At 69.3% G+C, this 23396-nt stretch carries 22 protein-coding genes, 1 tRNA gene, 1 pseudogene and 1 riboswitch; of the genes and pseudogenes, 11 read left to right on the top strand and 13 right to left on the bottom strand.

The window, feature by feature from the left end; translation table 11 throughout:
* Positions 1-25: 25 nt before the first annotated feature.
* Positions 26-637, top strand: a complete 612-nt coding sequence (locus ACQ3I4_RS15235) for a DinB family protein (protein ID WP_430633858.1) — start codon at positions 26-28, stop codon at positions 635-637.
* Between the two features lie 67 nt (positions 638-704).
* On the opposite strand, the gene ACQ3I4_RS15230 is transcribed toward ACQ3I4_RS15235, so the two are convergent.
* Positions 705-1202, bottom strand: a complete 498-nt coding sequence (locus tag ACQ3I4_RS15230; protein WP_430633857.1) for a DUF3817 domain-containing protein — start codon at positions 1200-1202, stop codon at positions 705-707.
* 70 nt (positions 1203-1272) lie between these two features.
* A riboswitch (guanidine-III (ykkC-III) riboswitch) is annotated at positions 1273-1336 on the top strand.
* A 17-nt stretch (positions 1337-1353) separates the two neighbouring features.
* Between ACQ3I4_RS15230 and ACQ3I4_RS15225 the strand changes: the two genes are divergently transcribed.
* Complete coding sequence (locus ACQ3I4_RS15225) at positions 1354-1668, top strand: DMT family transporter (protein ID WP_329861970.1); 315 nt, start codon at positions 1354-1356, stop codon at positions 1666-1668.
* Positions 1669-1710: 42 nt separating this feature from the next.
* Here the strand turns inward: ACQ3I4_RS15225 and ACQ3I4_RS15220 are convergent, their stop codons facing one another.
* Entirely contained in the window at positions 1711-1962 is a 252-nt protein-coding gene (locus ACQ3I4_RS15220; RefSeq protein WP_329861969.1) for a cell division protein CrgA, read from the bottom strand.
* A 182-nt stretch (positions 1963-2144) separates the two neighbouring features.
* Between ACQ3I4_RS15220 and ACQ3I4_RS15215 the strand changes: the two genes are divergently transcribed.
* From ACQ3I4_RS15215 to ACQ3I4_RS15205, 3 genes are read left to right on the top strand one after another with little or no spacing between them, the layout of a single operon-like run.
* Entirely contained in the window at positions 2145-2963 is an 819-nt protein-coding gene (locus tag ACQ3I4_RS15215; RefSeq protein WP_430633856.1) for a class E sortase, read from the top strand.
* Between the two features lie 14 nt (positions 2964-2977).
* Entirely contained in the window at positions 2978-3136 is a 159-nt protein-coding gene (locus tag ACQ3I4_RS15210) for a hypothetical protein (RefSeq protein ID WP_329862021.1), read from the top strand.
* On the top strand, positions 3133-3771 hold the full coding sequence (locus tag ACQ3I4_RS15205; RefSeq protein ID WP_329861967.1) for an anthranilate synthase component II: 639 nt from the start codon (positions 3133-3135) through the stop codon (positions 3769-3771). The genes ACQ3I4_RS15210 and ACQ3I4_RS15205 overlap by 4 nt, the downstream gene beginning before the upstream one ends.
* Positions 3772-3787: 16 nt before the next feature.
* On the opposite strand, the gene pknB is transcribed toward ACQ3I4_RS15205, so the two are convergent.
* From pknB to ACQ3I4_RS15170, 7 genes are read right to left on the bottom strand one after another with little or no spacing between them, the layout of a single operon-like run.
* On the bottom strand, positions 3788-5788 hold the full coding sequence (pknB, locus tag ACQ3I4_RS15200) for a Stk1 family PASTA domain-containing Ser/Thr kinase (RefSeq protein WP_430633855.1): 2001 nt from the start codon (positions 5786-5788) through the stop codon (positions 3788-3790).
* A gap of 19 nt (positions 5789-5807) precedes the next feature.
* Positions 5808-7655 carry a protein kinase domain-containing protein gene (locus ACQ3I4_RS15195; protein WP_430633854.1) on the bottom strand — a complete coding sequence of 616 codons (1848 nt, stop codon included), beginning with the start codon at positions 7653-7655 and terminating at the stop codon, positions 5808-5810.
* Entirely contained in the window at positions 7652-9100 is a 1449-nt protein-coding gene (locus ACQ3I4_RS15190) for a peptidoglycan D,D-transpeptidase FtsI family protein (RefSeq protein WP_329861964.1), read from the bottom strand. The genes ACQ3I4_RS15195 and ACQ3I4_RS15190 overlap by 4 nt, the downstream gene beginning before the upstream one ends.
* Entirely contained in the window at positions 9097-10551 is a 1455-nt protein-coding gene (locus tag ACQ3I4_RS15185) for an FtsW/RodA/SpoVE family cell cycle protein (protein ID WP_329861963.1), read from the bottom strand. Before ACQ3I4_RS15185 ends, ACQ3I4_RS15190 begins: the two co-directional genes overlap by 4 nt.
* Positions 10548-11987 carry a protein phosphatase 2C domain-containing protein gene (locus tag ACQ3I4_RS15180; protein ID WP_430633853.1) on the bottom strand — a complete coding sequence of 480 codons (1440 nt, stop codon included), beginning with the start codon at positions 11985-11987 and terminating at the stop codon, positions 10548-10550. Before ACQ3I4_RS15180 ends, ACQ3I4_RS15185 begins: the two co-directional genes overlap by 4 nt.
* 1 nt (position 11988) lies before the next feature.
* On the bottom strand, positions 11989-12474 hold the full coding sequence (locus ACQ3I4_RS15175; RefSeq protein WP_430633852.1) for an FHA domain-containing protein FhaB/FipA: 486 nt from the start codon (positions 12472-12474) through the stop codon (positions 11989-11991).
* Positions 12471-13199, bottom strand: a complete 729-nt coding sequence (locus tag ACQ3I4_RS15170; protein WP_329861960.1) for a DUF3662 and FHA domain-containing protein — start codon at positions 13197-13199, stop codon at positions 12471-12473. Before ACQ3I4_RS15170 ends, ACQ3I4_RS15175 begins: the two co-directional genes overlap by 4 nt.
* A gap of 276 nt (positions 13200-13475) precedes the next feature.
* Between ACQ3I4_RS15170 and ACQ3I4_RS15165 the strand changes: the two genes are divergently transcribed.
* Positions 13476-13559 (top strand) — tRNA-Leu (locus tag ACQ3I4_RS15165).
* Positions 13560-13638: 79 nt separating this feature from the next.
* Here the strand turns inward: ACQ3I4_RS15165 and ACQ3I4_RS15160 are convergent.
* Together ACQ3I4_RS15160 and ACQ3I4_RS15155 are read right to left on the bottom strand one after the other, a co-directional pair.
* Positions 13639-14868 (bottom strand): tyrosine-type recombinase/integrase, encoded by a 1230-nt coding sequence (locus tag ACQ3I4_RS15160; protein WP_430633851.1) that lies wholly within the window; start codon positions 14866-14868, stop codon positions 13639-13641.
* 88 nt (positions 14869-14956) lie between these two features.
* A complete protein-coding gene (locus ACQ3I4_RS15155; RefSeq protein WP_069600596.1) occupies positions 14957-15517 on the bottom strand; it encodes a helix-turn-helix domain-containing protein in 561 nt (186 codons plus the stop codon).
* 110 nt (positions 15518-15627) lie between these two features.
* Here ACQ3I4_RS15155 and ACQ3I4_RS15150 point away from each other — a divergent pair, with 110 nt between their 5' ends.
* The 3 genes from ACQ3I4_RS15150 to ACQ3I4_RS15140 all read left to right on the top strand — a co-directional run bounded on the left by ACQ3I4_RS15150 (position 15628) and on the right by ACQ3I4_RS15140 (position 16970).
* Positions 15628-15852, top strand: a complete 225-nt coding sequence (locus ACQ3I4_RS15150) for a helix-turn-helix domain-containing protein (RefSeq protein ID WP_240513601.1) — start codon at positions 15628-15630, stop codon at positions 15850-15852.
* Positions 15853-15961: 109 nt separating this feature from the next.
* On the top strand, positions 15962-16168 hold the full coding sequence (locus tag ACQ3I4_RS15145) for a hypothetical protein (protein WP_096145902.1): 207 nt from the start codon (positions 15962-15964) through the stop codon (positions 16166-16168).
* 16 nt (positions 16169-16184) lie between these two features.
* Positions 16185-16970, top strand: a complete 786-nt coding sequence (locus ACQ3I4_RS15140) for a Fic/DOC family protein (protein WP_124894434.1) — start codon at positions 16185-16187, stop codon at positions 16968-16970.
* Here the strand turns inward: ACQ3I4_RS15140 and mobF are convergent.
* Entirely contained in the window at positions 16965-20423 is a 3459-nt protein-coding gene (mobF, locus tag ACQ3I4_RS15135) for a MobF family relaxase (RefSeq protein ID WP_430633859.1), read from the bottom strand. The two genes, ACQ3I4_RS15140 and mobF, sit on opposite strands and share 6 nt — an antisense overlap.
* 217 nt (positions 20424-20640) lie before the next feature.
* On the opposite strand from mobF, the pseudogene ACQ3I4_RS15130 reads away from it, so the two are divergent.
* Positions 20641-20979: pseudogene (locus ACQ3I4_RS15130) on the top strand (chromate transporter); the annotation flags it as partial.
* Positions 20980-21102: 123 nt separating this feature from the next.
* Positions 21103-22356, top strand: coding sequence for an IS256 family transposase (locus ACQ3I4_RS15125; protein WP_430633850.1), 1254 nt, complete (start codon positions 21103-21105; stop codon positions 22354-22356).
* Positions 22357-22482: 126 nt separating this feature from the next.
* On the opposite strand, the gene ACQ3I4_RS15120 is transcribed toward ACQ3I4_RS15125, so the two are convergent.
* A partial coding sequence (locus ACQ3I4_RS15120) for an IS256 family transposase (protein ID WP_430632801.1) occupies positions 22483-23396 on the bottom strand: 914 nt, incomplete at its 5' end.

The raw sequence follows: 23396 nt of genomic DNA, 5'->3' as shown, positions 1-23396 counted from the left end.
CACGCCGCCGTGCCAGACTGGCCCCATGCCTGAGCCGACGCCGAAGCCCCGGGACGCCCTCGACTGGAACGGCGTGCTCGCCGAGCAGCTGGAGTGGCACTGGAACCACCACTTGCGCCGCCGCTTCGAGGGCCTGACCGACGAGGAGTACCTCTGGGAGCCCGTCCGCGGTTGCTGGAGCGTGCGCCCGCGGGGAACGCACGGGCCGGAGGCCGACGGCGCCGTGCAGCTCGGCGCGGGGCCGTTCGTCCTGGACTACGCGGACCCCGAGCCGGTTCCCGCGCCCGTGACGACGATCGCCTGGCGTATCGCCCACCTCGTGGTCGGGGTCTTCGGCCAGCGCAACGCCTCCCACTTCGGCGGTCCCGCCATGGATTACGCGGGGCACCGCTACGCCGGCACGGCGGCGGAAGCGCTCGATCAACTCGAGGAGGCGCATGCGCGGTGGAGGGACGGGGTCGCAGATCTCGGCGCCGAGGGGCTGCTGCGGCGGTGCGGCCCCGCCGAGGGCCCCTACGCCGAGGCGTCGCTCGCCGAGCTCGTGGTGCACATCAATCGCGAGGCCATCCACCACGGCGCCGAGATCTGCCTCCTGCGGGACCTCTACGCCCATACCGGACACCACGGGGCCAGATGACGGCGGATCCGGGCCGAAGAGATGCCGAATGCCGCATGCGGAATATAACGGTGCCCTCCAGCGGTGGTCACCCCTTGGGGACCGGCGGCCCGATCATCAGCAGCACGGCGGTGATGCCCGCGACGGCGGCGAGGCCGATCACGAGCGCCGCGGCCGGGTAGCGCAGGCACAGGGCCTGGATCCCCTCGACGGGACCGCGCGGCGCGTCGCCGCCCGGTGCCAGGCGCCACCCGCCGTCGAGTAGCCCCCGCCGCACCACCGCGCGCTCGAACGGCACGGTGCAGAAGGGGACCACGGCCGAGGCCAGCCCGAGCAGCCCGAGACCAAAGCCCCAGCGCTGGTTGACCCAGACGAAGACCATCACGATGCAGTACGCGATGAACACCACGCCGTGGACCAGGCCGAACACGGGCACGAACGCGTCGGAGGTGCCGGAGTACTTCAGCACCATGCCCGTGATGAGCAGCGCCCACGTGACCATCTCGGCGAGGGCGAGCGCCGCGTAGAGGCGCTTCGGGGAGGGGAGGCGGGTCGCGGGAGGGGCCGCGGCGGTGTTCTGGTGCATGTCGTCCTTTCGTCCGGGTTCCAGCATGTCACGACCGCGTGGCCGCCCGCTCCGGACGGTGCTATCCTCTGGCACGGAACCACCTGTTCCACCGGACGAGGGAGCCGTACCCGGAGCGCGACAAGACGGCCGTCGAAGGGAACGGTGTGTCATGGCCTGGTTGATCCTGGTGGCCTCGGGGCTGCTCGAGGCGGTCTGGGCGGTATCGCTCGGGAAGTCGGAGGGCTTCACCAAGCCCGCGCCCACGATCCTGTTCGGGGTGGCGCTCGTGCTCAGCATGGGAGGACTCGCCTACGCGATGCGGGAGATCTCCACGGGAACGGCCTACGCGGTGTGGGTCGGCATCGGCGCCTCGCTCACGGTCGCCTACGGGATGGCGTTCGGCGCGGAGTCGGTGAGCTGGCTCAAGATCCTGCTCATCACGGTCCTGATCGGCTGCGTCGTGGGGCTCAAGTTCGTCGAGTAGCCCCGGCGTCCCGCTGCCCGGGATCTTCCGCCCCCCGCGGCGTCAGCGCCAGCGCGTCGTCATGAAGAAGCCGGCCATCGCGATGCCGAAGCCGATCACGATGTTCCAGCCCCCGGCCACGACGATCGGCAGCAGGCCCTGGGAGATGTAGTAGGTCACGATCCACAGCAGGCCCAGGATCATGAGGCCGAACATCACCGGCTTGTACCAGGCGGGCAGCGGCGCGTGGCCGGCCTCCAGGTTGGCCCGGTCCTTGCTGCGGCGGACCTTGCGGCGCGTCCTTGACTCTGGCACTGCGTCTCCTGACCCCGGCGGGCGGACCTGTCCGCGGTTCCGGCCCCCGGGCGCTATCGTGGCTAGTGGACCCCGTGGGCATCCGCCCGGCGGGGGTTCCGATGGTGCCTCAATACTAGCGGGTGCCGGCAGGAGATCGTGGGCGGCGGGACGGTTCCCGCCGCGGGGTGCAAGGAGTCCCAGTGGACAGTACGACGCCGGTGCGCGCCGCGCGGTCCCGCCGCGCCCCGGGCGCGGGGCGGCGGACGCCCCGCGTCACGTTCACGGGAGTCCTCGGCGAGCTGCTCATCACGGCCGGGCTCGTGTTGCTGCTGTTCGTGGCCTGGGAGCTGTGGTGGACGAACCTCGAGGCCGACCGCCGGCAGGACACCGTGGCCGAGCAGCTCCTGCGCGGCTTCGACGACGTCCGCGTCCCCGGCCTCCCGGCCGGCGAACGGCTCGATCCGGCGGCCGAGGCGGCCAGGGACCGGGCCGAGTTCGGCGCCCCGCCCATCGCCGTCCTGCCGCACGCGGGGGCGACGTTCGGCGTGATGTACGTCCCGCGCTTCGGCGCGGACTACGCGCGGCCGGTGACGGACGGCGTCGGAACCGAGGTGCTGGACCACTTGGGGATCGGCCGCTACCCGCAGACCCAGATGCCGGGCGAGCTCGGCAACTTCGGCGTCGCCGCGCACCGGCAGACCCACGGGCAGGTCTTCTGGGACATCGACAAGCTCACCGACGGTGACCGGCTCTACGTGCAGACGGCCGAGGGCTTCTACCAGTACGCCTACCGGAGCACGGAGATCGTCCACCCCAGCCAGGGCGAGGTGCTCCTGCCCGTGCCGCACCAACCGGGCGTCGAACCGACGACCTCGCTGCTGACGCTCACGAGTTGCGATCCGCCCTTCACGACGAGGATGCGGATCATCGCCTACGCGGAGCTCGAGTCCTTCCGTCCCGCGGCCGCGGGACCGCAGCAGGCCATCGCCGATGTCGTCGAGAGCACCCGGGGGGACTAGCCGTGTACGCGTGGATGTTCAGCAAGCTGCCGGGCCCGCTGTGGGTGCGGATACTTATTTCCCTCCTGGTGATCGCCGCCGCCATACTGGTGCTGATGGAGTACGTCTTCCCGTGGGCCAGCCAGTTCAGCCCGTGGACCGAATCAACGATTGGCTTGGTGCTGCAGTCATGACCGCCCGGATCCTCGTGATCGACAACTACGACAGCTTCGTCTACACGCTGGTCGGCTACCTGCAGGAGCTCGGCGCGGAGACCACCGTGGTCCGCAACGACGACGTCAGCCTCGAGGAGGCGATCGAGCTCGCGTCCGTGCGCGATGGCGTGCTGGTCTCGCCCGGTCCGGGCAATCCGGCCGAGGCCGGCGTCTGCATCGACGTCATCCGCTGGTGCGGGAACGCCGGCAAGCCGATGCTCGGCGTCTGCCTCGGCCACCAGGCGCTCGCGGAGGCCTATGGCGGCACCGTGACGCACGCCGAGGAGCTCATGCACGGCAAGACCTCGCTCATCCACCACGGCGGCCACCCCGTCTTCCACGACGTGGCCAATCCGTTCACGGCCACCCGCTACCACTCGCTCGCCGCCGTGCGGGACACCGTCCCCGACGAACTGGAGATCATCGCGGAGACGGAAGGCGGGGTCGTCATGGGGCTCGCCCACCGCGACGCCCCGCTGTGGGGCGTGCAGTTCCACCCCGAGTCCGTGTTGACCGAGGGCGGCTACCAGATGCTCGGGAACTGGCTCGAGTCGCTCGGGGTCTCCGGCGCGGCCCAGCGCGCGGCCACGCTCAGCCCGCTCATCCAGGACTAGCACCGCCCGGGGGTGGTCAGCCCTCGTCCTCGTCCCCGTTGTCCTCGCCGTCCGCCGGTGGCTCCGTGCTCGGCGGCGGGCTGGATTCGTCGGCGGGCGGGCTCGACTCCCCGGGCGGATCGCTCGGGGCGGCCGGGGCCTTGGCCACGTCGATCGTGATGACGCCGTTCTGGTCCACGAGCTCGCCCGGCCGCGGGCTCTGATTGGTCACGAAGCCCGGATCGACGACGGAGTTCTCGACCTCGTTGACGACGAGCTGGAGGCCCGTGAGCGCCTCGTCCTCGAGCATCTGCCGGGCCTTCTCCTCCGTCATCCCGTCCGCCGAGAGGTTGGGGACGGTGACCTTGCCGCTCGAGAGGATCAGCTGCACGGTCGAGCCGACCTTGACCTGCTCGCCGATCGCCGGGTTGGTGCCGAGCACGTCCCGGGCCGGGACGCTCGGATGCTCCTTCTGGACCGTCTGGGGATCGACGACGAGCTTGAGCTGCTCGAGCGCGCTGCGCGCCGCGCTCTCCGAGAGCCCCTCGAGGCTCTCCGGGATCAGGACGTTCTCCGGCCCCTGCGAGAGCACCAGGACGACCTCGGACTGCACGCGCACGGATTCGCCCGCGCCCGGCGTGGTCCGGATGGCCTCGCCGTCCGGGACGTCGTCGCTGAACTCGCGCTCGATTCCTCCCAGCCGGAGGTTCGCCGCAAGGATCTCGTTCTGCGCCTGCGTCTCGGACATCCCGGAGACCTCCGGGACGGGAACGGTCGCGTTGCGGGCCTGCTCGGCCTGCGACCAGGACCAGAGGAACCAGGCTCCGGCGGCGACCACGAGGACCGCCAGCACGGTGAAGACGGTGATCCAGGCGCGCCGCCGCGAGCGTTCGTAGCGTTCCCGCTCGAGCTCGGCGGCGCGGGAGGCGGCGGCGTGCCCGTCGTCGTCGGGGAAGAGGAGCCCGCCCGCCGTGTCGGGGGATCCGGCGTCGTCCGCGGCCTCCGACGCCTCGGAGGAGTGCGCCGCGGCAACCGCTGCGAAGGAGCTCGTCGACGCGTCCTCGCCCGGGCCGACGAGGCCCGTCAGCGCCGCGGTGGGATCCGGAGGGAGGGCGTTGAGCGCCTGTGTGGAGACGGCGGCGACGGAGAGCGCCTGGGTCGCGTCGCCGAGGTCGTCCGGGAGCCCACGCCCGGCGAGGGCGGCCTCGAGGGCGTGGGCGAACGCGTCGGCGTCCTGGTAGCGCTCGTCGCGGTCCTTGCGCAGCGCCGTCGCGAGGACCTCGTCGAGCTGTCGGAAGACCTCGGGGTTGAGCCCGCTCGCGGTCGGGGCCTCCTCGCTGACGTGCTGGTAGGCCACGGAGACCGGGCTGTCGCCCGTAAAGGGCGGCCGGCCCGTGAGCAGCTCGAAGAGCAGGCAGCCGGCCGAGTAGAGGTCGCTGCGGGCATCCACCGTCTCCCCGCGCGCCTGCTCGGGGGACAGGTACTGGGCGGTGCCCACGACGGCCTGGGTCTGGGTCATGGTGGCGGCCGAGTCGGCGAGGGCGCGGGCGATCCCGAAGTCCATGACCTTGACCTCGTCGTCCCCCGTCACCATGACGTTCGCCGGCTTGATGTCCCGGTGGACGATCCCCTTGCGGTGGCTGTAGGCCAGGGCGGCGAGCACGCCGCGGGCGTAGCGGACGGAGGACTCGAGAGTGAGCTCGCCGGTCTTGATCAGCTCGCGCAGCGTCCGGCCCTCGACGAACTCCATGACGATGTACGGGACGCGCACCTCGTGCTGCTCGTCGGCCCCGAGCTCCTCCTCGCCCGTGTCGTACACCGCGACGACGGCGGGGTGGTTGAGCCCGGCGACGGCCTGCGCCTCGCGGCGGAAGCGCGCCTGGAACATCGGGTCCCGGGCCAGGTCGCGGCGCAGCAGCTTGATGGCGACGTCGCGGCCGAGCCGGATGTCCCGGCCCCGGTGCACGTCGGCCATGCCGCCGCGGCCGATGAGCTCGCCGACGTCGTAGCGTCCGTTGATGATGCGCGTCTGGGTCACGTTCCTCCTCCGCCGCTGCCTAGCCGTTGTCCGACGGCGGCGAGCTGGCTTCCCCGCTCGGATCCGGCGAGGGGCTGGTCGGCGGGGCGCTCGTCGTGGACGGGCCCGTCGAGAGCACGTAGACGACCTCGGATCCCGGGGCGGCCGGCGTGCCGCCCGAGGGGTTCGTGGAGACGACCGTGCCGACCGGCTGGTCGTTGGCCACCGAGCCGCCCGAGACCGGCGTCAGGCCGGCGGCCGAGATCGCGGCGCGGGCCGCCTCCTCGCTCTGGCCGACGAGCCCGCTCGGCACGTCGACGTCCTGCTCTTCCGGCGGGACGGCGTAGACCAGGTTGACCGTGGCGCCCTCGGCGAGGCTCCCCGTGGGGTCGATGTCGATGACGGTGTTCTCCGGCTGCGCCTCGGTCTCCCGCGGCCGGTCGGTCACGTTGAATCCGAGGCCCTCGAGGCGGGCGCGGGCGTCCTCGAGCTGCAGGCCCAGGTATTCGTTGCGGTTCACGGTCACGGTCGCCGGGGCAGGGGTGGTCGGCGACGGCGAGTCCGAGGTCGGGCTGGCCGACGTGCTCGTCGCCGAGGTGGTCGCGGCGGAGCTCGTCGGGCTCGCGCTCGTCGGCGGCGGGCTCGTTTCCTCCCCGGCACCCGTGAGCAGCGGGACGAGCCACGTGCCGAGGACGGCGAAGAGCACCAGGACGATCAGGGCGATGAGCGGCCACGTCCACGGGCTCCGCTTCGGCGCCGCGGGTGCCGGTTCCGCGTCCACCGCGGCCTCGTCGTCGTCCGGGTTCCAGGTGCGGCTCGCGCCGAGGACCGAGTCGAAGTCGTCGGCCGCTCGCTGCTGCCCCGTGGCCGCGCCCGCCGCCGCACCGGCGGCCGCGGCCGTGGCGGCGGATCCGACGGCGGGCAGGGCGCTCGTGCTCGGCGCGGCCGGCTCGTTCACGGTCGTCGGGTGGGCCTGCGTCGCGGTGTCCCCGGCGGGGATCGCGGCGGTCGCGGAGGTGTCCGCGGCGAAGAGCAGCATGCCGGGAACCGCCGCCTGGGCGGCCTTGACGTTGCCGGCACGGAGGGCGTCAGCGGCCTCGGCGAGCCGGGTCGCGTCGGCGGGACGGTCCGCCGGGGACTTCGCGAGCATCGACATCAGCAGCGCCCGCACGGGGGCCGGGAGGGAATCGGGCAGTGGCGGCGGGGCGTCGTTGACCTGGGCGAGGGCGATCGCGATCTGCGACTCGCCCGAGAACGGCCGTCGGCCGGCGAGGCACTCGTAGCCGATGACGCCGAGCGAGTAGATGTCGCTCGCCCCCGTGGCCTGCTGTCCCGTGGCCTGCTCCGGCGCCAGGTACTGCGCCGTGCCCATGACCTGGCCGGTCGCGGTCAGCGGCACCTGGTTGGCGATCCGGGCGATGCCGAAGTCGGTGATCTTCACGCGGCCGTCGGGCATGATCAGCAGGTTGCCCGGCTTGACGTCGCGGTGCACGAGGCCCTGCGCGTGCGCGGCGGCGAGCGCCCGGGCGGTCTGGCCGATGATGGACAGCGTCCGGTCCGGGCTCAGGACCTTCTCGCGCTCGATGATCGAGGACAGCGGCTGGCCCGGGACGAGCTCCATCACGAGGTAGGCGGAGCCGGACTCCTCGCCGTAGTCGAAGACGTTCGCGATCCCGTTGTGGTTCAGCAGCGCCGTGTGGCGGGCCTCGGCCCGGAAGCGCTGGAGGAAGCCGGGGTCCCCGGTGTATTCCTCCTTGAGGATCTTGATGGCCACGGTCCGTCCCAGGATCTGGTCCTGGGCCTTCCAGACCTCACCCATGCCGCCGATGGCAATGCGGTCGGTCAGCTTGAACCGTCCGCCCAGGGTGATACCCGATGTTGGCCTCACTTGTTGAACACCGCCTCTAGGATCTTCTTCAGGTTGGGACTGGTCAGCGTGTGGCCGGTCGCGTAATCGATCTTCTCTACAACAATTGTGACGGCGACCTGGGGGTCGTCCGCGGGCGCAAAGCCGGTGATCCACGAATTGACGCGGTCCGTGCCGTCGCCGAGCTCCGCCGTTCCCGTCTTCGCGGCGATGTCGAGCCCGGGGATGGCGGCCGAGGCGGCCGTGCCGCCGTCGAGCGGGCCGCGCATGAGCTCGGTGACCTGTTCGGCGACCTCCGGGGTCGTGGCCGTGCTGAACTCCTCCGGCTGCGTCTCCTCCAGGACCCGCAGGTCCGGCGCGACGACCTTGCGGACCAGGTTCGGCTTCATGATCACGCCGTCGTTGGCGATGCCCATGGCGACCATGTTCATCTGCAGCGGGCTCGCCTTGACGTCGAACTGCCCGATCGAGGACTGCGCAAGCTGCGCCGCGGTCAGCTCCGAGGGGAACACCGAGGGGGCCACGCGCGTCGGGAAGTCGATCTGCTGGCCGAAGCCGAAGCGCTCGGTGACGTCCCGCAGCGCGTCCTCGCCGACCGTCCGGGAGATCTCCACGAACGGCGTGTTGCAGCTCTGGGCCATGATGAAGTCGAGCTGCGCTTGCGGCCGCTGGGTGCAGATGCCCTCGCCGAAGTTGCTGATCTCCGCGGTGGTCCCCGGGAGCTGGACGCTCGCCGGGTTCTCGAAGACCGTGTCGAGGTCGAACTCCCCGGACTCGAGCGCGGCGACGACGTCGAGGATCTTGAAGGTCGATCCGGGGGAGATCAGGTGGCCCGTGGCGGGGTTGATGTAGGGGCTCAGGCCGGGCGTCTCGAGCAGCTCGGCCATGTTGGCGGAGGCCTGGGACGTGCTGTGCACGGCGAGCTTGTTGGTGTCGTATCCCGGCTTGGAGACCATGGCCAGGATGTCGCCGGTGCGCGGATCGGAGACGATCGCGGTGGACTGGACGCCGTCGGGGAGGATGTCGTAGACCTGCTGCTGCAGCTCGCCGTCGATCGTCAGCTCCACCGAGGCGCCCTCGTTGCTGGCCCCGGAGACGAGGTTCACGAGGCGCGTGAAGAACTGGCTGTCGCTCTGGCCCGTGAGCTCGGGGTTCTTGGCCGACTCGAGGTGCGTGGAGCCGTAGGCGAGCGAGTAGAAGCCCGTGAGGTGGGAGTACTGCAGCGGCGTGTTGTAGCGCCGCTGGTGCTCGAACTGGCCGTCGGAGCGCACCGACTCGGCCACGGGCTCGCCGTCCACGAGGATCGCGCCGCGGGCCAGGTCGAAGTCGCGGTAGAGCTGGCGGTTGTTCAGCGGGTTCGCGTTGAGCTCGGCGGCGGCGAAGAACTGGATGTAGCTCAAGGCGCCCATGACGGCCAGGAAGAGCACCATCACGCCGATCCAGACGTTGCGGATGGCCTGGTTCATGCCGTGCCTCCTTCGGCGTCGCGGGTCCCGGGCGCGGCCCGCTTCGGGGTCCGGCCGGCCGGGCGGCCCCGCCGCCCGCCGCCCTCGCCGGAGGGCGCCGTCGTGGCCACCTCGAGGTCGGTCAGCGGTCCGACGGCGGCCGGGCGGCGCGCGTTGTTGGACACGAGCAGGAGCAGGGCCACGATGATCCAGTTGGACAGGAGGGAGGAGCCGCCCGCGGCGACGAACGGCGTGGTCAGGCCCGTGAGCGGGATGAGCCGCGTGATGCCACCCATGACCACGAAGCACTGCAGGCCGATCGTGAAGGACAAGCCGGCCGCGAGGAGCTTCCCGAACGCGTCGCGCGTGCCCAGGGCGGCGCGGATGCCGCGGCTGACGAGCAGGACGTAGAGCAGGATGATCGCCGTGATGCCGATGAGCCCGAGCTCCTCGCCGAGGGCGGCGACGATCATGTCCGAGTTGGCATAGGGCACCAGGTCGGGGCGCCCCCCGCCGATCCCGCTGCCGAACAGGCCGCCGTTGGCCAGCCCGAAGAGCCCCTGGACGATCTGCCCGCTGCCGCCCTGCCGGTTGATCACCTCGGGATCGAAGGCGTTGACCCAGGCGTCGATGCGGCGCGTGACGTGGCCCATGAAGCGGGCGGCCAGGACGCCGCCGACGGCGACCATGCCGAGCCCGATCACGATCCAGCTGATCCGCGCGGTGGCGACGTAGATCATGACCATGAAGAGCCCGAAGAACAGGATCGAGGAGCCCAGGTCGCGCTGGAAGACGAGCACGCCGATGCTGATGAGCCACGCCACGACCATGGGCCCCAGGTCCCGGGCGCGCGGCAGCTGCAGCGGCCCGAACTTGCGCCCCGCGAGCAGGATCAGGTCGCGGTTGTTGGAGAGGTATCCGGCGAAGAAGATCGAGAGCGTGATCTTGGCCAGCTCGCCCGGCTGGAAGGACAGCGGTCCCATGCGCACCCAGATCCGGGCGCCGTTGATCTCGGCCCCGAGCCCGGGGACGAGCGGCAGCAGCAGGAGCACGCCGCTGGCCAGGAGGAAGATGTAGGTCGCACGCCGCAGCACGCGGTGGTCGCGCAGGGCCCACAGCGTGATGATCGCGGCCGCCATGGCCACCCCGGTCCACAGCAGCTGCCGCGTGGCCGCCGAGTCGCCCGTCGTGAGGTCGAGCCGGTGGATCATGGCGATCCCGATCCCGTTCAGCGCCACGACGCACGGCAGGATGATGGGGTCGGCGTACTTCGCCCAGATCCGCAGGACGATGTGCACGGCGAGGGCGAGTCCGGCGAGGACGGCGCCCTGCTGGACGAAGTCGGGATCCGGGCCCGCCGGGTTCGTGGCGCTGGCCAGGTAGTTGGCCCCGACGGCCACGCCGAGCGCGAGCACCAGGAGCCACAGCTCCGTGTTGCGCCGGGAGACCGGGGCGGTCTGCACGTCGGTCATGGGGACACCTCGCTGCAGTAGGACGGCGGGACGGTGGGCGAGATGCCGCTTCCCGGCTCGGCGGGAACCACCACGGGACAGTTCTGCCGGGCGGTGGTGAGCAGCTCGGTGACGATGTCCTGGGCGTGTTCGAGGTCCCGCGCGGGCAGCGAGGACTTGATCCGCTGCTGGGTGTAGGCGGGGAGGGCCTCGAGCGGGATGTCGGTGGTCTGGTCCAGCCGCGAGAGCCTGATCGGCCCCAGGTCCTGCGAGACGCCGTTGAAGATCGCGACGCGGCCGGCGTTGTTGCCGACGTAGTACTGGGTCTGCGTCCACGCGTAGCCGAACCACAGCACGGTGGCCAGGATCAGGCCCATGAGCCCGAGGAAGGCGGGGATCAGCCAGGGGCGGGACGGGGCCTTCGCCTGGAAGGTGGACTCGGCCTCCGGGCCGGACTGCCCGGCGGGCACGGCGGCCTTGTGGGTCAGGATGGCCGCGGCGCGCTTCTCCGCGGAGCGGGTCGTCACCATGGGGATGTGCCCGGTCTGCGTCGCGAGCAGGGCCGAGCCGACGAGGACGTGGGGCCGGTGGGAGAGCTCGTGGCGGATCACGGCGGCGCTCGCCGCGACGTCGCCCTCCCGGGCGATCTGGAGGATCCCCGTGTCCGGGGCCGCCTCGGTCGCCTGCCCCGCGCCGCCGGTGGAGGAGAACGACGCCGATGCGGCACCGGCGTCGTCCTCGTCCGCGACCTCGATGACCACGACGGTGACGTTATCGGGGGCGCCGTTGGCGAGGGTGACGGCGACGAGGTCGTCGGCCGTCTCCTGGAGGGATGCGGTCCCGCGCACGATCTGCTCGGTGATGGCGTCCGGGACGACGGCGTTGAGGCCGTCGGAGCACAAGAGCCAGCGCTCGCCCGGGGTGACGGGGTACTGCGCGATGTCCAGCTCGGGACTCGCGTCCGAGTCGCCGAGGACCCGCATGAGCACGTTCTTGTGCGGGTGGTGCTCGGCCTCCTCGGGGCGCAGGCGGCCCTCGTCGACGAGGCGCTGGACGAACGTGTGGTCGCGGCTGATCTGCTCGAACTCGCCGTTCTTGAGCCGGTAGGCGCGGGAATCGCCGATGTGCGCGTACTGGAAGACGCCGCCCGTGAGCAGCAGCGCCGTGACGGTCGTGCCCATGCCGGAGAGCTTCGGGTTGGCGCTCACGAGCTCGTTGAGGATCGAGTTCGCCGTCTGGATCTCATCCGGCAGCACCGTCTCGATGTCCTGCGTGGTCTCCTGGTCCAGGTGCACCAGGTCCAGCACCGTGGACGCCGAGGCGACGTCCCCGCCGACATGGCCGCCCATGCCGTCGGCGACGACGGCAAGGTAGCGCCCGGCGTAGGCGGAGTCCTGGTTGTTGGACCGGATCCTGCCCACGTCGGTCGCGGCGGCGAACCGGAGGGTGAGGGCCATGCTACGGCCTCAGCTCCATGACCGTCTTCCCGATCCGGATCTTCTGGCCGAGCTCCACGGGCTGGGCGCGGGTGAGCTGGGAATCGCCGAGGAACGTGCCGTTGGTGGAGCCCAGGTCCTCGATGAACCAGCGGCTGCCCTGCGGGAAGAGGCGGGCGTGGCGGCCCGAGGCGTAGTCGTCCTCGAGCACGAGGGTGGCCTCCTGGGCGCGGCCGAGCAGGATGGGGCTCGCCGCGAGCTCGAGGCTCGTCCCCGTGAGCGGGCCCTCCAGGACCTCGAGGCTGCGGGCCTGCTGGCGCGGCGGCTGTTCGGGTTCGGCGCGGGGTGCCGCCCCGGCGGCGGGCGCCGCGGAGGCCGTCCCCGTCCCGGTGCGGGCGCGTTTGCCGATGATGAGATCGCGCCGTAGCGCGGCCACGATGCTCAGGATCAGGATCCACAACAGGATCAGGAAGCCCAGGCGCAGGGCCGTCAGGACGAGTTCGGTCACGGGCGGCCTCCGGAACGTTGGGGGAGCAGCCGGAAGGTGATGCGGGTGCGGCCCATCGCGATGACCGAGCCGTCGAAGAGCTCCTCGCGGCCGTCCACCTTCTGGCCGTTGACGTAGCTGCCGTTGGTCGAGCCGAGGTCCACGGCCCACGCGCGGCCGCGCTCGCTGCGGATCTCCAGGTGGCGGCGCGAGACGCCCGGGTCCTCCACGGGGATGTCCGCGTCGGAGGAGCGCCCCAGGACCACGGAATCGGAGTTCAGGGCGTAGCGCTGGCCGCCCAGGTCCAGCACGGGCTGCAGGCGGGCTGGCTGCCGTTCCGGAGCGGCGGGCGGGGCGGGACGCGAGGGGGCGGAGTCCTTGGCGATCGAGGTCTCCACGGCGACGTCGCCCGGGCGGGCGTCGGCGTCCTTGGAGAAGGACACGCGCACGGCGCCCTGCAGGGTGTAGCGCTGGCTCTTGGCGTGCTCGATCGCGACGTCGCACAGCTCCTCGGCGAGGGCGGGGCCCCACTGCCGCGCCTTGGCGTAGTCGGAGGCGCCGAGCTTGACCTCGAAGACGTTGGGGGCGAGCGTGCGCCCCTGCGAGAGGGAGAGCGTGTTGCGGTCCATCTGGTTGCGCAGCCGGCTCGCGATCTCCACGGGCTGCACGCCGGAGGATCCGGAACCGCGGAAGACGCTGGTGACCAGCTTCTCCAGGCCGCGCTCGACGTTGTCCACCAAGCCCATGGCGCTGCTCCTCTCGGGTCCGATCTTCCGTTCCGTGTGGCCTCCCGTGGCGCGGCCGGGCCGCGGGGCGGGCTGGCCCGTGCTTGTTCGATACTACTGGTCTTGCCCCGGGTTGGGTTCGAGCCGGGTGCAATCGCCTCCAATTCGAAACGTCCCGCCGGCGTCCCGGGTTCCCCGCGTGGCCCGGATCACGGGCCGGAGCCGATTAGGAGGATCGCGCCCCTGGTGCTTATGATTGATCTCGCTGTTCTACGGGAAGCCGGAGAATCACGCACTGCGCGAGTGGCGGAATTGGCAGACGCGCTGGCTTCAGGTGCCAGTGCCCGCAAGGGCGTGGGGGTTCAAGTCCCCCCTCGCGCACGAACAGAAAATGGCCTCTGACCTGGGGTTTAGATCCCCGGGTTGGGGGTCATTTTCGTGCCATGTGCTGAGATATGTGCTAAGCCCCACCGAGATGGGCCGCGAAGCGGTCTGCTGCGGCTTTCTGCATCGTCGGGGTGACATGGCTGTAGATGTTCATCGTGGTTGTGATGGTGGAGTGCCCCAGGCGCTCCTGTACTACCTTGGGATGCTCGCCAAGCTCCAGCAGGAGTGTGGCGTGCGTGTGGCGCAGCCCCTTGATCGTCACGCGGGGCAGCGTCGGGTGTGCCTTGGCGAGCCAGTTCATGCGGCGATCCCAGCGGCTCGTCATGGCGTCGGGTGAGCGCAGCTTGCCCTCGTCGTCACCGAACACATACGCATCGGCTTTCGCCAAATCGAACGACACTTCGGCGCGGGCGACCTTGTAGGAGGCGAGCACTTTGAGGGTCGCGGCGTCCACGTCGATCACGCGGGCGGTGCCCGTTTTCGTGGTCTTGGTGGTCGTCCAGTCCTCGGTGTTCACCGCTCGCCGGATGCTGATGCGCCCGGTCTTGGTGTTGATGTCGTTCCATCTGAGCGCGAGAGCTTCGGAGCGTCGCATCCCGGTGTAGGCGATCAGTCGCCACAGTGGGAACAGTTCGTCTTGCAGTTCCTTCTCGTTCCAAGTGAGGAACGTCTGTAGCTGCTCGCCCGTCCAGGTCACGATTTCCGGTTTCTGCGCTCGAACCTGTGACGACTTCGGGGCGTTCACGGTGCGCTTCTTCTTTGCCGGGTTGACTTGGATCAGCCCATCGTCGATTGCGGCGTCGAGGATCGCGCCGAGGACGACGTGCACCTTGTGGATGCTGTTGGCCGAGAGTGGTTTGCCTTTGCCGTACGCGTCCTTGCGCCCGCTCTTTTCCAACTCCCGGTAGTGGGAGCCGATGCGGGTGGCGGTGAGCTTGTCGATCCTGATGCGACCCAGGTCGGGGGTGATGTGGTTACGGATGATCTTCCGATACCCCTTGATCGTGGAATCGGCCAGCCGCAAGCTCGACATCCAATGCTCGGCGTACACACCGACCGTGGGGGTCTTGCCCTGGAACTTCTCGTTCCTCGCTTTCTTTCGTAGCGCCTCGGTGAGCGCGGCCTGTGCTTCTTCGAGGTCGGTGAACCCGCCACGGGTGAGCCGCTTCTCGCCCAGCTCGGGCTTCTCCGGGTCGATCAGCACATAGATTTGGAACTTCCACCGTCGCCCCTTGCGGGTCTGGTAGTCGCCCAGCGATCCCTGATGCCGCGACCGGGAACGTCGCTGCTGCTTCTGCTTCACCCCCTCAACGCTGCTCGGTGCCGCCTCGTCCGGCGGCGGGTGACTGGCTGGTGCCATAGACCTTGCTCCTTTCTCTCGTGGTGGTTCGTTACTCGAACGCGAGTGAGGCGTTCGGGTCGAGTTGCAACAGCCTGCCGGTGGCGTGTTCCTCGCGGGCGGTCTGCACGTCGTAGCGTTCCTGGTACACCTCGCGCGGAGTGATACCAACCTGGCCGCGGTCGTACTTGGCGAGTATTTCCTCGGCCCAGTGCGCCGAGTTGATCGCTTGGAAGCGTTGCTCTTTCCAGTAGCGCACCAAGTCCTCGGTGGTGAGCTTCACGGCGCCTGCGACCCATGCCTGTATCTCTTCGGGTAGGAACGACTCGGGCACCCCGGTCAGCGTGACCGCCTCAGCAAGCGGGGTAAGAAGAGCTGCGGGTGTGGTGCGGAGGATGTAGGCGAGGGCGGTGAGGTCGTCCACGTCCACGCGCCGGTCGCCGTTCTCGATCTTGCTGATCCCCGACGGGGCGAGCTTTCGGCCCGCCTCGGTCATCAGCCGGGCGGCGGTGCGCACGTCCATGCCGATGGCCTGGCGTGCGGTGCGGAGGTTCTGGGCGACGTGCTCGTGCGTGATCCCGGCGGGGTTTCCCCGCACTCGTTCTGTTTCCATACTAGGAACGTACATGCCCGCTCTTGACTCGTCAAGCACCATACTGTACTTTATTGGGAACTCAGGACTCTTGATTAGGGACGGCAGGCAGGGCGATGAGAGACATATCGGTGACATTGGACGACTTACGGGCCTCCCGTAACGCGGTCATTACACGGGCGGAGGCTGCGGCGGCGCTCGGGGTCGATCCCCGCACGATCACGGCGAGCATCGAGAACGGGTCGATCCCGTCCGTGAAGCTCGGCAGGCGGGTCGTGATTCCACGAGAGAAGTTCCTGCGCATCTTCGACGGCGACGACGCACACTCCACGGTTCCCGGCACCCCCGCGCGGTGAACAGGGCTGGTGGTGCCGATTCGGCACTCCCGTGCTGGTCGTCCGGCGCTTTGTCGGACGTGCCGCGTAGACTGAACTCACGAAGCCGACCACAAGGAGGCACCCCATTATGGCGACGAAGACTCGCGTATCCGAGGCGCACGTTCAGCGCGTGCTCACTGAGGTGCAGGCCGGGCAGCAGACCGCCGGTGAGCAGATGACCCCCGAGGGGCTGGAGCTTCTGGCCCGCCAGGTGCGCGGCGAGATCACCGTGGACGAGGCTGTCGAAGTGATCGCCGCCCGTACCCGCGCACGCCTGGCCGCTCGCACCGCCTGAACCGCTCGGCGTCGCGATGCCTGATCGGTACACCTATCCGGGCAGCGATGTTCTGGTCAACACGTTCGGCATCACCGACTACGACGACTGGAAAGATGCTGAGGCCGACTTCATCGGTGCCCGCATGGGTGCGCTACGCGAGCACCCCGTCGCTGGTGGCTACGATCTGCCGCACTTGCAAGCGATCCACGCCTACCTGACGCAAGATATGTACTCCTGGGGTGGCGAGATTCGCGCCACCGACACCCATCCCGGCGGCACCGGCATTGCGCATTGCCGCCCGCAGTTCATCGTTCCCGAGACGGAGCGCGTGTTTGGTGCGCTCGCCCAGCGCGACTACCTGCGCGACCTGGACGTGGATGCGTTCTCGGATGGGCTGGCGTGGGTGTGGGGTGAGACGACGGCGATCCATCCGTTCCGTGACGTGAACACGCGCAGTCAGCATGTCTTCTTCAACCAGCTCGCCCGCGATGCCGGGTGGGTGATCGACTGGTCGCAGATCCCCGGCGACGTGTTCGCCCATGCCCGCACCCTCGCCATCGTGGAAGATCACTCCGGGCTTGACGCGCTGATCCGCCCGAACCTCGTCACCGTCGAAGACGCCGCACGCTCCGACCGGCTCACGGCGAGCCTGGACGGGCACGCACAGGGCTTCACCACTCGCCGGTCGGTGCGCGACCCGGAGACGTTGGATCGCGCGCTCGACGCCGCCCGGCAGCGCCGCTGGAACCTCCAGCCGCCTGAGGCGTTCGGTGGCGCGTCGCCCTGTGATCCGCGCAGCGGCCCCTCGCTCGGCCTATAAGCCCAGGCTCGGGCCGTCACGCCGTGGCTCTGTGCTCGGGTGGTTCTGCTCGACCGTGCCGCGCAGTCGCCGCGCGCGGTCAGCGGCAAGCTGCCGGACCTGCTCTGCCGCTGCACGCTTCACTTCGACCAGTGCGGCGGCTTGCTCGGGCGGCAGGGCGCGCAATTCCTCGGCATCGCGCCGCGCCACCGCCGCCTGTGCGTGCACGTTGCGGGCTTCGCGGTCGGGGCGGATGAACCGTGCTCGTATCGGGTCACGACGCACCCGTTCGACCCCCAACTCTCGCGCGAGCAGCGTGAGGCGTTCGCGGTTGTGCTGGTCTTTGAGCGCCGCCCGCCCAGACTGCGCATCCGCGAGGCGGCGGTCAGCGTCGATCACTCGCGGGTCGTTCTCGGCACGCCGCTCGGCAGCGGTGGTGGCCCACTCGGTGAGGCCGTCACCGTGGCGCGGTAGTACACCCCAGGCGTCGCGCACCTGCTCGCGTGCCGTGTGGGTGCGCTCGGTCGCGGCCTGGTACTCCTGTCGCGCTCGGCGTCGTCCGAACCTGCCCGACGTGGCGAGCCGTTCCGATGTGGTGCTCTCGGCGGTGACGGCTGTGAGGTAGGTTTCGCCGTCCTCGACGGCCTGCGGCACCAACTCCGCGACGACCTCGGCGCGGGCTTGGGCTGTGTGAGTCTCGGCGGCGCGGATCATCTCGGCGCTTTGCTCGTCCTCCGCCTGGTGGTTGGCCTGCTGCTGGTCGAGCCGCTCCGCGATCTGCTCCCACTTCTCGGCCGTTCGCTCGGCGCGCTCAGCGTCACGCAGGAGTCGGACAACCTCGTCGTTGACGAGCTTCACCGGGCCGTCAGCGACGAGGCCGCGCACTGCTTCGGCCGCGCGTTCGGTCGCGTCGGCGAGTCCTCGGTCTGCGCGGTCGCGTTCGATCGCCTCGATGAACTGCGCTCGGGCGTCGGCCATGCTTTCCGCGACGACGTGCAGGGTGTTCTCGTTTCGGCCGCGGGTCATGCCAACATAGACGGTCGCGCCGCCCATCTGCTCGGTGAGGACGGTGTGTGAGGCGGGCACGGTAACGCCCTGCACCCCATAGGCGGTCGCGGCATAGGAGAGGTGGGTGTGCTCGCGCACATACTCGGCGGGCAGGCGGATTGAGTGTTCGCGTTTGCGGTCGCTGTGCGCGTCACGCACCCAGAGCGACCCATCCTGCTCGACTCGTTGGACGATCCACGGTTGCCGGTTCGCCACGCCCAGGTCGGCGCGGTTCTGCCGGGTCTGGATCAGATCACCGCGCCCGATGCTGAGGCTGTCGCTGCCGGTGGTCGTGGTGGTGTCGTCGACGATGCCCGCGCGGGTGCGTTCGTCTCGGATGCGATCATTCAGCCGGGCCGCCTCGTCATTCGATGCGACGGTGACGGCGTCGCCGTCGTGTCTGCTGGTGGCGAGGTCTTCGCGCAGTTCGTCGGCATCGGTGTGGAGCCGGATCAGCCCGAGCTTGCGCAGCCGGTCGAACACCTCGCCGGGGTTGCGACGGTCGCGCATCTGCACGGTGGCCTCGGCGTAGGCGGGGTTGGTGAAGCGGTGTACCTCATCCATGTCGAACGTGCGGCCCCTGAGTTGTGCGGCCATGTCGAGCACGCCGCCCCTGCCGACTGCGGGCAGTTGCGCGCGGTCGCCGACGAGCGCGAGGGTTGCGCCCGTCTCGGCTGTGACGGTGAACAGGGCGAGTGCGGTGTCTTGGTCGAGCATCCCGGCCTCGTCCACGACGATCCGCTCGCCACGGCGCAACTGCGCGTCTCGGGGTGGGCCGGTGTAGGTTCCGCCAGTCATCGGATCGGTGTCGCCTGGGGCGAGGCGTGTCCATACGCCGTCCTGGTTCCAGCGCCATCCGTACGCGTAGACGAGGGCGGCGACGCTTTCGGCGGGCACGCCAAGTTCTTGGTGCGCGACCTCGGCGGCACGCTTGGTCGGCGCAACCACCCGCACCCTGCCGCCGCGCTGCTCAGCGGCGCGGATCGCGGTGGCGAGCATCGTGGTCTTGCCCGCGCCTGCGGCGCCCTCCACGATCACCAACGGATCAGTCGAGGCGACCGCTGCGGCCGCGACGAGCTGGCCAGGGTCAAGCTGCTGCCCGAGTGCGGCCGCGTGCTCGCGCACGTCGCCGTGTTTCGGCTCGCGGTCGGGTGTTCGGGCGGTGATGAGGTCGCGCAGTTCCGTCTCTACCTGCACCACCCGCAAACTCGTGAGGTGCGCGACATGCTCCGGGGTAGCGGTGTCAGGCGGCAGGATCGAGAAGCAATCCTCGAGCGCGAGCGTCGTTGCAACGGTCACCAGTTCGCGCAACTCCTGCGGGGTGGCACGCACGCCCGCCTCGGTGATGATGCGGGTGGCGTGTTCCTGCACGGTGTGGCGAGTCCATGCCGACTCTGCTGCGGCGCAACGATCCAGCGCACGCGATGCGATCCGCTGCACCGAGACTTCATCCGGTGATACCGGCACACGCGCCGGCATGCGGGCCAGGTGTTCGGGGTCGTAGCCGACCTCGCGGAGCTCGGTCAGCCAGGCTTCCTCTTCCCGCAAGGTCGTGGGCTTCTTCGCGGGGCGCTCATACGCCCACGCCTGCGCTGTCAGCCGAGATGAGACGACCGGCCCCATCGTCTCGCCCGGATGCGCCGTCTCCCACTCGGCTTCGAGCCGTTCCAGGTTCTTCCGCACCTGCTCGCCGCGCTTCGACATGAGCGCGTTGAACGGTTCGAGTTCGGTGACTTCGCCAGTCACCGGGTCGAGGAGGAGGCCGTGACGGTCGAGCACTTCCGCGAGTTCGGGGCTGGCGGCGATCACGGCAGTACCGAGGGCGCGGATCGCGCCTTGCTGCCGGAACGTCGCCGCCGTGTCGAGCGCCCGCCACTTGCCCGCCGCCCAGACACGGGCGCCGATCTGCATGTGGATATGCCGGTGAGGATCACCGGCCCGGCTCGTCCGGTGCGTGATGCCGACCACCTGCATGTGCTCAATAGGTACGACCTCCTGCTTGCCGCGCGGGCCGACACGAGTCACGGAGTACTGGGCGAGCCACCGCTGAATCTCCGCCAGGGCGTCCTGCTGTGCTGCGTCCAGCGCCTTGGATACCTCGGGATGCAAGGCGGCAGCGACGGACAGGCTCTTGGGGGTGTTGATGACCATTTCCGCGAACCGGGGCGACCCCTGCCGATCCAACCCTGCGAGGCGAGGCCTTCCCATCTGCTCGCCGGTATCGGGATTGATCCAGTCCACCCATCCCGCATACTCGTCAGCGGTCAGCACCCGACTACTCACGGCCTCGCCCGAAGCGTCGAGCACCGCGTACTGAACCCCGGTGCTGTCAGACAGGTAGTAGTCGTCAGCACGCGAGCGATCGGCCTCGACATAGCGCAGCGCATCAGCCCCGGTGCCCCGGAGCAAGATCACGCCGCCCTGCATCGCTCTCACCACCAATGTTTCTAAACTAGAAACTCTATCTATCTACCACGGTAGCATACGTTCATTCAGAAGTCAGCAGAGCGATCTTAGAATCGCACTGTGCGACACGGAAGGTTCGCGTAAGTCGGTGACGGCTTCTGGGCCGCGAGTGAACACTGCGTGAATGCAGCGCGGCGAGTAGCGCCAGTCCCGGATGGTGCCCCATTCTGAGTAAGAAATGTTATCCGCAGAAGGTGGCCGTCGAACCCACTTTGGCGCGCCATTGCTGGTCCTTCTGGTGTTCTTGAGGTTAGGGTGCACGTCGTTCGGTGGCCCGGTCGCTCATCTTGGATATTTTCGAGCAGAGTTCGTCGAGCGACGCAGATGGCTGGGTGATCGCGCGTATGCGGATCTTGTCGCATTGTGCCAGTTTCTTCCCGGCCCGGCATCAAGCCAGGTCGGCATGGCGATCGGTTTGCAGAGAGCTGGAATACTCGGTCTTGTCGCGGCATGGCTCGGGTTCACACTGCCATCTGCGGTATTGCTGTTCGGGTTCGCGCTCGGCGTATCGACCCTAGTAGTGCCCATTACCGTGGTGTATCGACCCCGGTCAGGGGCGTGTTGCTCCGGAACGTGAGGCGGTCATCGCGTGATTCTTGGAAAGACCGACCAAAGTCTTTTCTCAAGGAGATTCCACGCGATGACCGCACCCCATGTTATCGACCCTGCCCGTTTCCTGTCCGAACAGCTCGCCCAGGCCTCCCCGGACCTGATGCGATCGATGCTGACCACGTTCATCAACGCGCTCATGAGCGCCGAGGCCGACGCGGTCTGCGGCGCCGGGTATGGCGCCCGCTCCGTGGAGCGCACGAACTCCCGCAACGGCTACCGGCACCGGGTCTTCGACACCCGCGCCGGGACCCTGGACGTGGCCGTCCCCAAGCTGCGCCAGGGCTCGTATTTTCCGGACTGGCTGCTCGAGCGCCGGCGCCGCGCCGAGGCGGCGCTGACCACTGTCGTGGCGACCAGCTACCTGCTGGGCGTTTCCACCCGGAGGATGGAGAAGCTCGTTGAGACCCTGGGGATCACCCGGCTCTCGAAGTCCCAGGTCTCGCTCATGGCCCAGGACCTGGATACGCAGGTCGAGGCGTTCCGCACCCGGCCGCTGGACGCCGGCCCGTATACGTTCGTGGCCGCCGACGCCCTGGTCCTGAAGGTCCGCGAGGGCGGCCGGGTGGTGAACGTCCACGCGATGGTCGCCACCGGGGTCAACGCCGACGGCTACCGTGAGGTCCTGGGCATCCAGACCTCCTCGGCCGAGGACGGGGCCGGCTGGCTCGGGTTCTTCCGCGACCTGGCCGCGCGCGGGCTCACCGGGGTGAGGCTGGTGACCTCCGACGCCCACGCCGGGCTCGTGGCCGCGATCGGCGCGACCCTGCCCGGCGCCGCCTGGCAGCGCTGCCGGACGCACTACGCGGCGAACCTGATGTCCGCCACGCCCAAGGCGTCCTGGCCGTGGGTGAAGACGCTGCTGCACTCGGTCTACGACCAGCCCGACGCCGCCGGCGTCCACGCCCAGTTCGAGCGGGTCCTGGACGCCCTGGCGGAGAAGCTGCCGAAGACTGCGGACCATCTCGAGGCAGCCCGTGAGGACATCCTCGCCTTCACCGCCTTCCCCAAGGGCCTCTGGCGCCAAGTGTGGTCCAACAACCCGCAGGAGCGGTTGAACAAGGAGATCCGCCGGCGCACCGACGTCGTCGGGATCTTCCCGGACCGCGCCGCACTGATCCGCCTCGTCGGCGCCGTCCTGGCCGAGCAGCACGACGAATGGACCGAATCCCGCCGCTACCTCGGCCTCGAACTCATCCAACAATCCCAAGCCGTCGGCACCGAACCGGCGACCGGCACCGGAACGAAGGAGGACAGCCACCCCGACCTGGCGCTCAGCGCCTAACCAACCCAAGAATCACGCAGCCACCGCGATACACCACGCAAATGGACTTGACCTCGACCCTTGGCGACGTATCGCAGGCTGGATGGGTGGGGACTATCTCATTAACGGTGTATCCGGCGGTTTCTTTTAGTAGCTTTCAGCGGCCGGGAATCGGTCGCTGAAAGTGATGGCGAAGGCGTTCAAAGCGGGCTTCCAACGCACGGCCCATCGGGTCTTGCCGGCACCGGTCGGATCGAGGGATCGGGTGACCAGATACAGGCACTTTAGCGCAGCCTGCTCGGTGGGGAAATGACCCCGGGCCTTCACGGCGCGCCGGTACCTGGCGTTGAGGGATTCGATCGCATTGGTCGAGCAGATCACGCGCCGGATTTCCACGTCATAGTCCAGGAACGGGATGAACTCCTCCCACGCGTTCTCCCACAGCCGCACGATGGCCCCGTATTTCTTGCCCCAGCGCTCGGTGAGCTCCTCGAACGCCGCCCTGGCGGCCGCAGCGTTCACGGCGGTGTAGATGGGCTTCACGTCCCGTTTGAGCGCGTCCCAGTCCTTCTTCGAGGCCAGGCGGAAGGTATTGCGGATCAGGTGGATGATGCAGGTCTGCACGGTTGTCAGCGGCCAGACGTTGGTGACGACTTCGGGCAGGCCTTTGAGGCCGTCGCAGACCAGGAAGAAGGTGTCTTTCACGCCGCGGTTCTTGATGTCGGTGAGCACGCTCATCCAGAACTTCGCGCCCTCACCGCCGGTGCCGGCCCACAGGCCGAGGATGTCCTTCTCACCCTCCAGCGTCACGCCGATCGCGGCGTAGACGGGCCGGTTGGCGACCTGCCCGTCGCGGACCTTGACGACGATGGCGTCGATGAAGATCGCCGCGTAGACCTCATCCAGCGGCCGGTTTTGCCACGCGGCCATCTCGTCGAGCACCCTGTCGGTGATCCGCGAGACGGTCTCCTTTGACACGGACGCACCGTAGATCTCGGCGAAGTGCGCGCTGATTTCCCCGGTGGTCAGGCCCTTGGCATAGAGCGACAGGACCATCTCAT

The sequence above is a fragment of the Zafaria sp. Z1313 genome (genome assembly GCF_050563205.1).
GTDB lineage: Bacteria > Actinomycetota > Actinomycetes > Actinomycetales > Micrococcaceae > JAZDCJ01.
This window is presented reverse-complemented; position numbering and strand designations above follow the sequence as displayed.

Bases quoted from the DNA above. Each gene is read 5' to 3' on its own strand.
- ACQ3I4_RS15235 (WP_430633858.1), top strand. From the start codon at position 26: ATGCCTGAGCCGACGCCGAAGCCCCGGGACGCCCTCGACTGGAACGGC.
- ACQ3I4_RS15230 (WP_430633857.1), bottom strand. From the start codon at position 1,202: ATGCACCAGAACACCGCCGCGGCCCCTCCCGCGACCCGCCTCCCCTCC.
- ACQ3I4_RS15225 (WP_329861970.1), top strand. From the start codon at position 1,354: ATGGCCTGGTTGATCCTGGTGGCCTCGGGGCTGCTCGAGGCGGTCTGG.
- ACQ3I4_RS15210 (WP_329862021.1), top strand. From the start codon at position 2,978: ATGTTCAGCAAGCTGCCGGGCCCGCTGTGGGTGCGGATACTTATTTCC.
- ACQ3I4_RS15205 (WP_329861967.1), top strand. From the start codon at position 3,133: ATGACCGCCCGGATCCTCGTGATCGACAACTACGACAGCTTCGTCTAC.
- ACQ3I4_RS15190 (WP_329861964.1), bottom strand. From the start codon at position 9,100: ATGAACCAGGCCATCCGCAACGTCTGGATCGGCGTGATGGTGCTCTTC.
- ACQ3I4_RS15185 (WP_329861963.1), bottom strand. From the start codon at position 10,551: ATGACCGACGTGCAGACCGCCCCGGTCTCCCGGCGCAACACGGAGCTG.
- ACQ3I4_RS15180 (WP_430633853.1), bottom strand. From the start codon at position 11,987: ATGGCCCTCACCCTCCGGTTCGCCGCCGCGACCGACGTGGGCAGGATC.
- ACQ3I4_RS15170 (WP_329861960.1), bottom strand. From the start codon at position 13,199: ATGGGCTTGGTGGACAACGTCGAGCGCGGCCTGGAGAAGCTGGTCACC.
- ACQ3I4_RS15155 (WP_069600596.1), bottom strand. From the start codon at position 15,517: ATGGAAACAGAACGAGTGCGGGGAAACCCCGCCGGGATCACGCACGAG.
- ACQ3I4_RS15145 (WP_096145902.1), top strand. From the start codon at position 15,962: ATGGCGACGAAGACTCGCGTATCCGAGGCGCACGTTCAGCGCGTGCTC.
- ACQ3I4_RS15140 (WP_124894434.1), top strand. From the start codon at position 16,185: ATGCCTGATCGGTACACCTATCCGGGCAGCGATGTTCTGGTCAACACG.
- mobF (WP_430633859.1), bottom strand. From the start codon at position 20,423: ATGCAGGGCGGCGTGATCTTGCTCCGGGGCACCGGGGCTGATGCGCTG.
- ACQ3I4_RS15125 (WP_430633850.1), top strand. From the start codon at position 21,103: ATGACCGCACCCCATGTTATCGACCCTGCCCGTTTCCTGTCCGAACAG.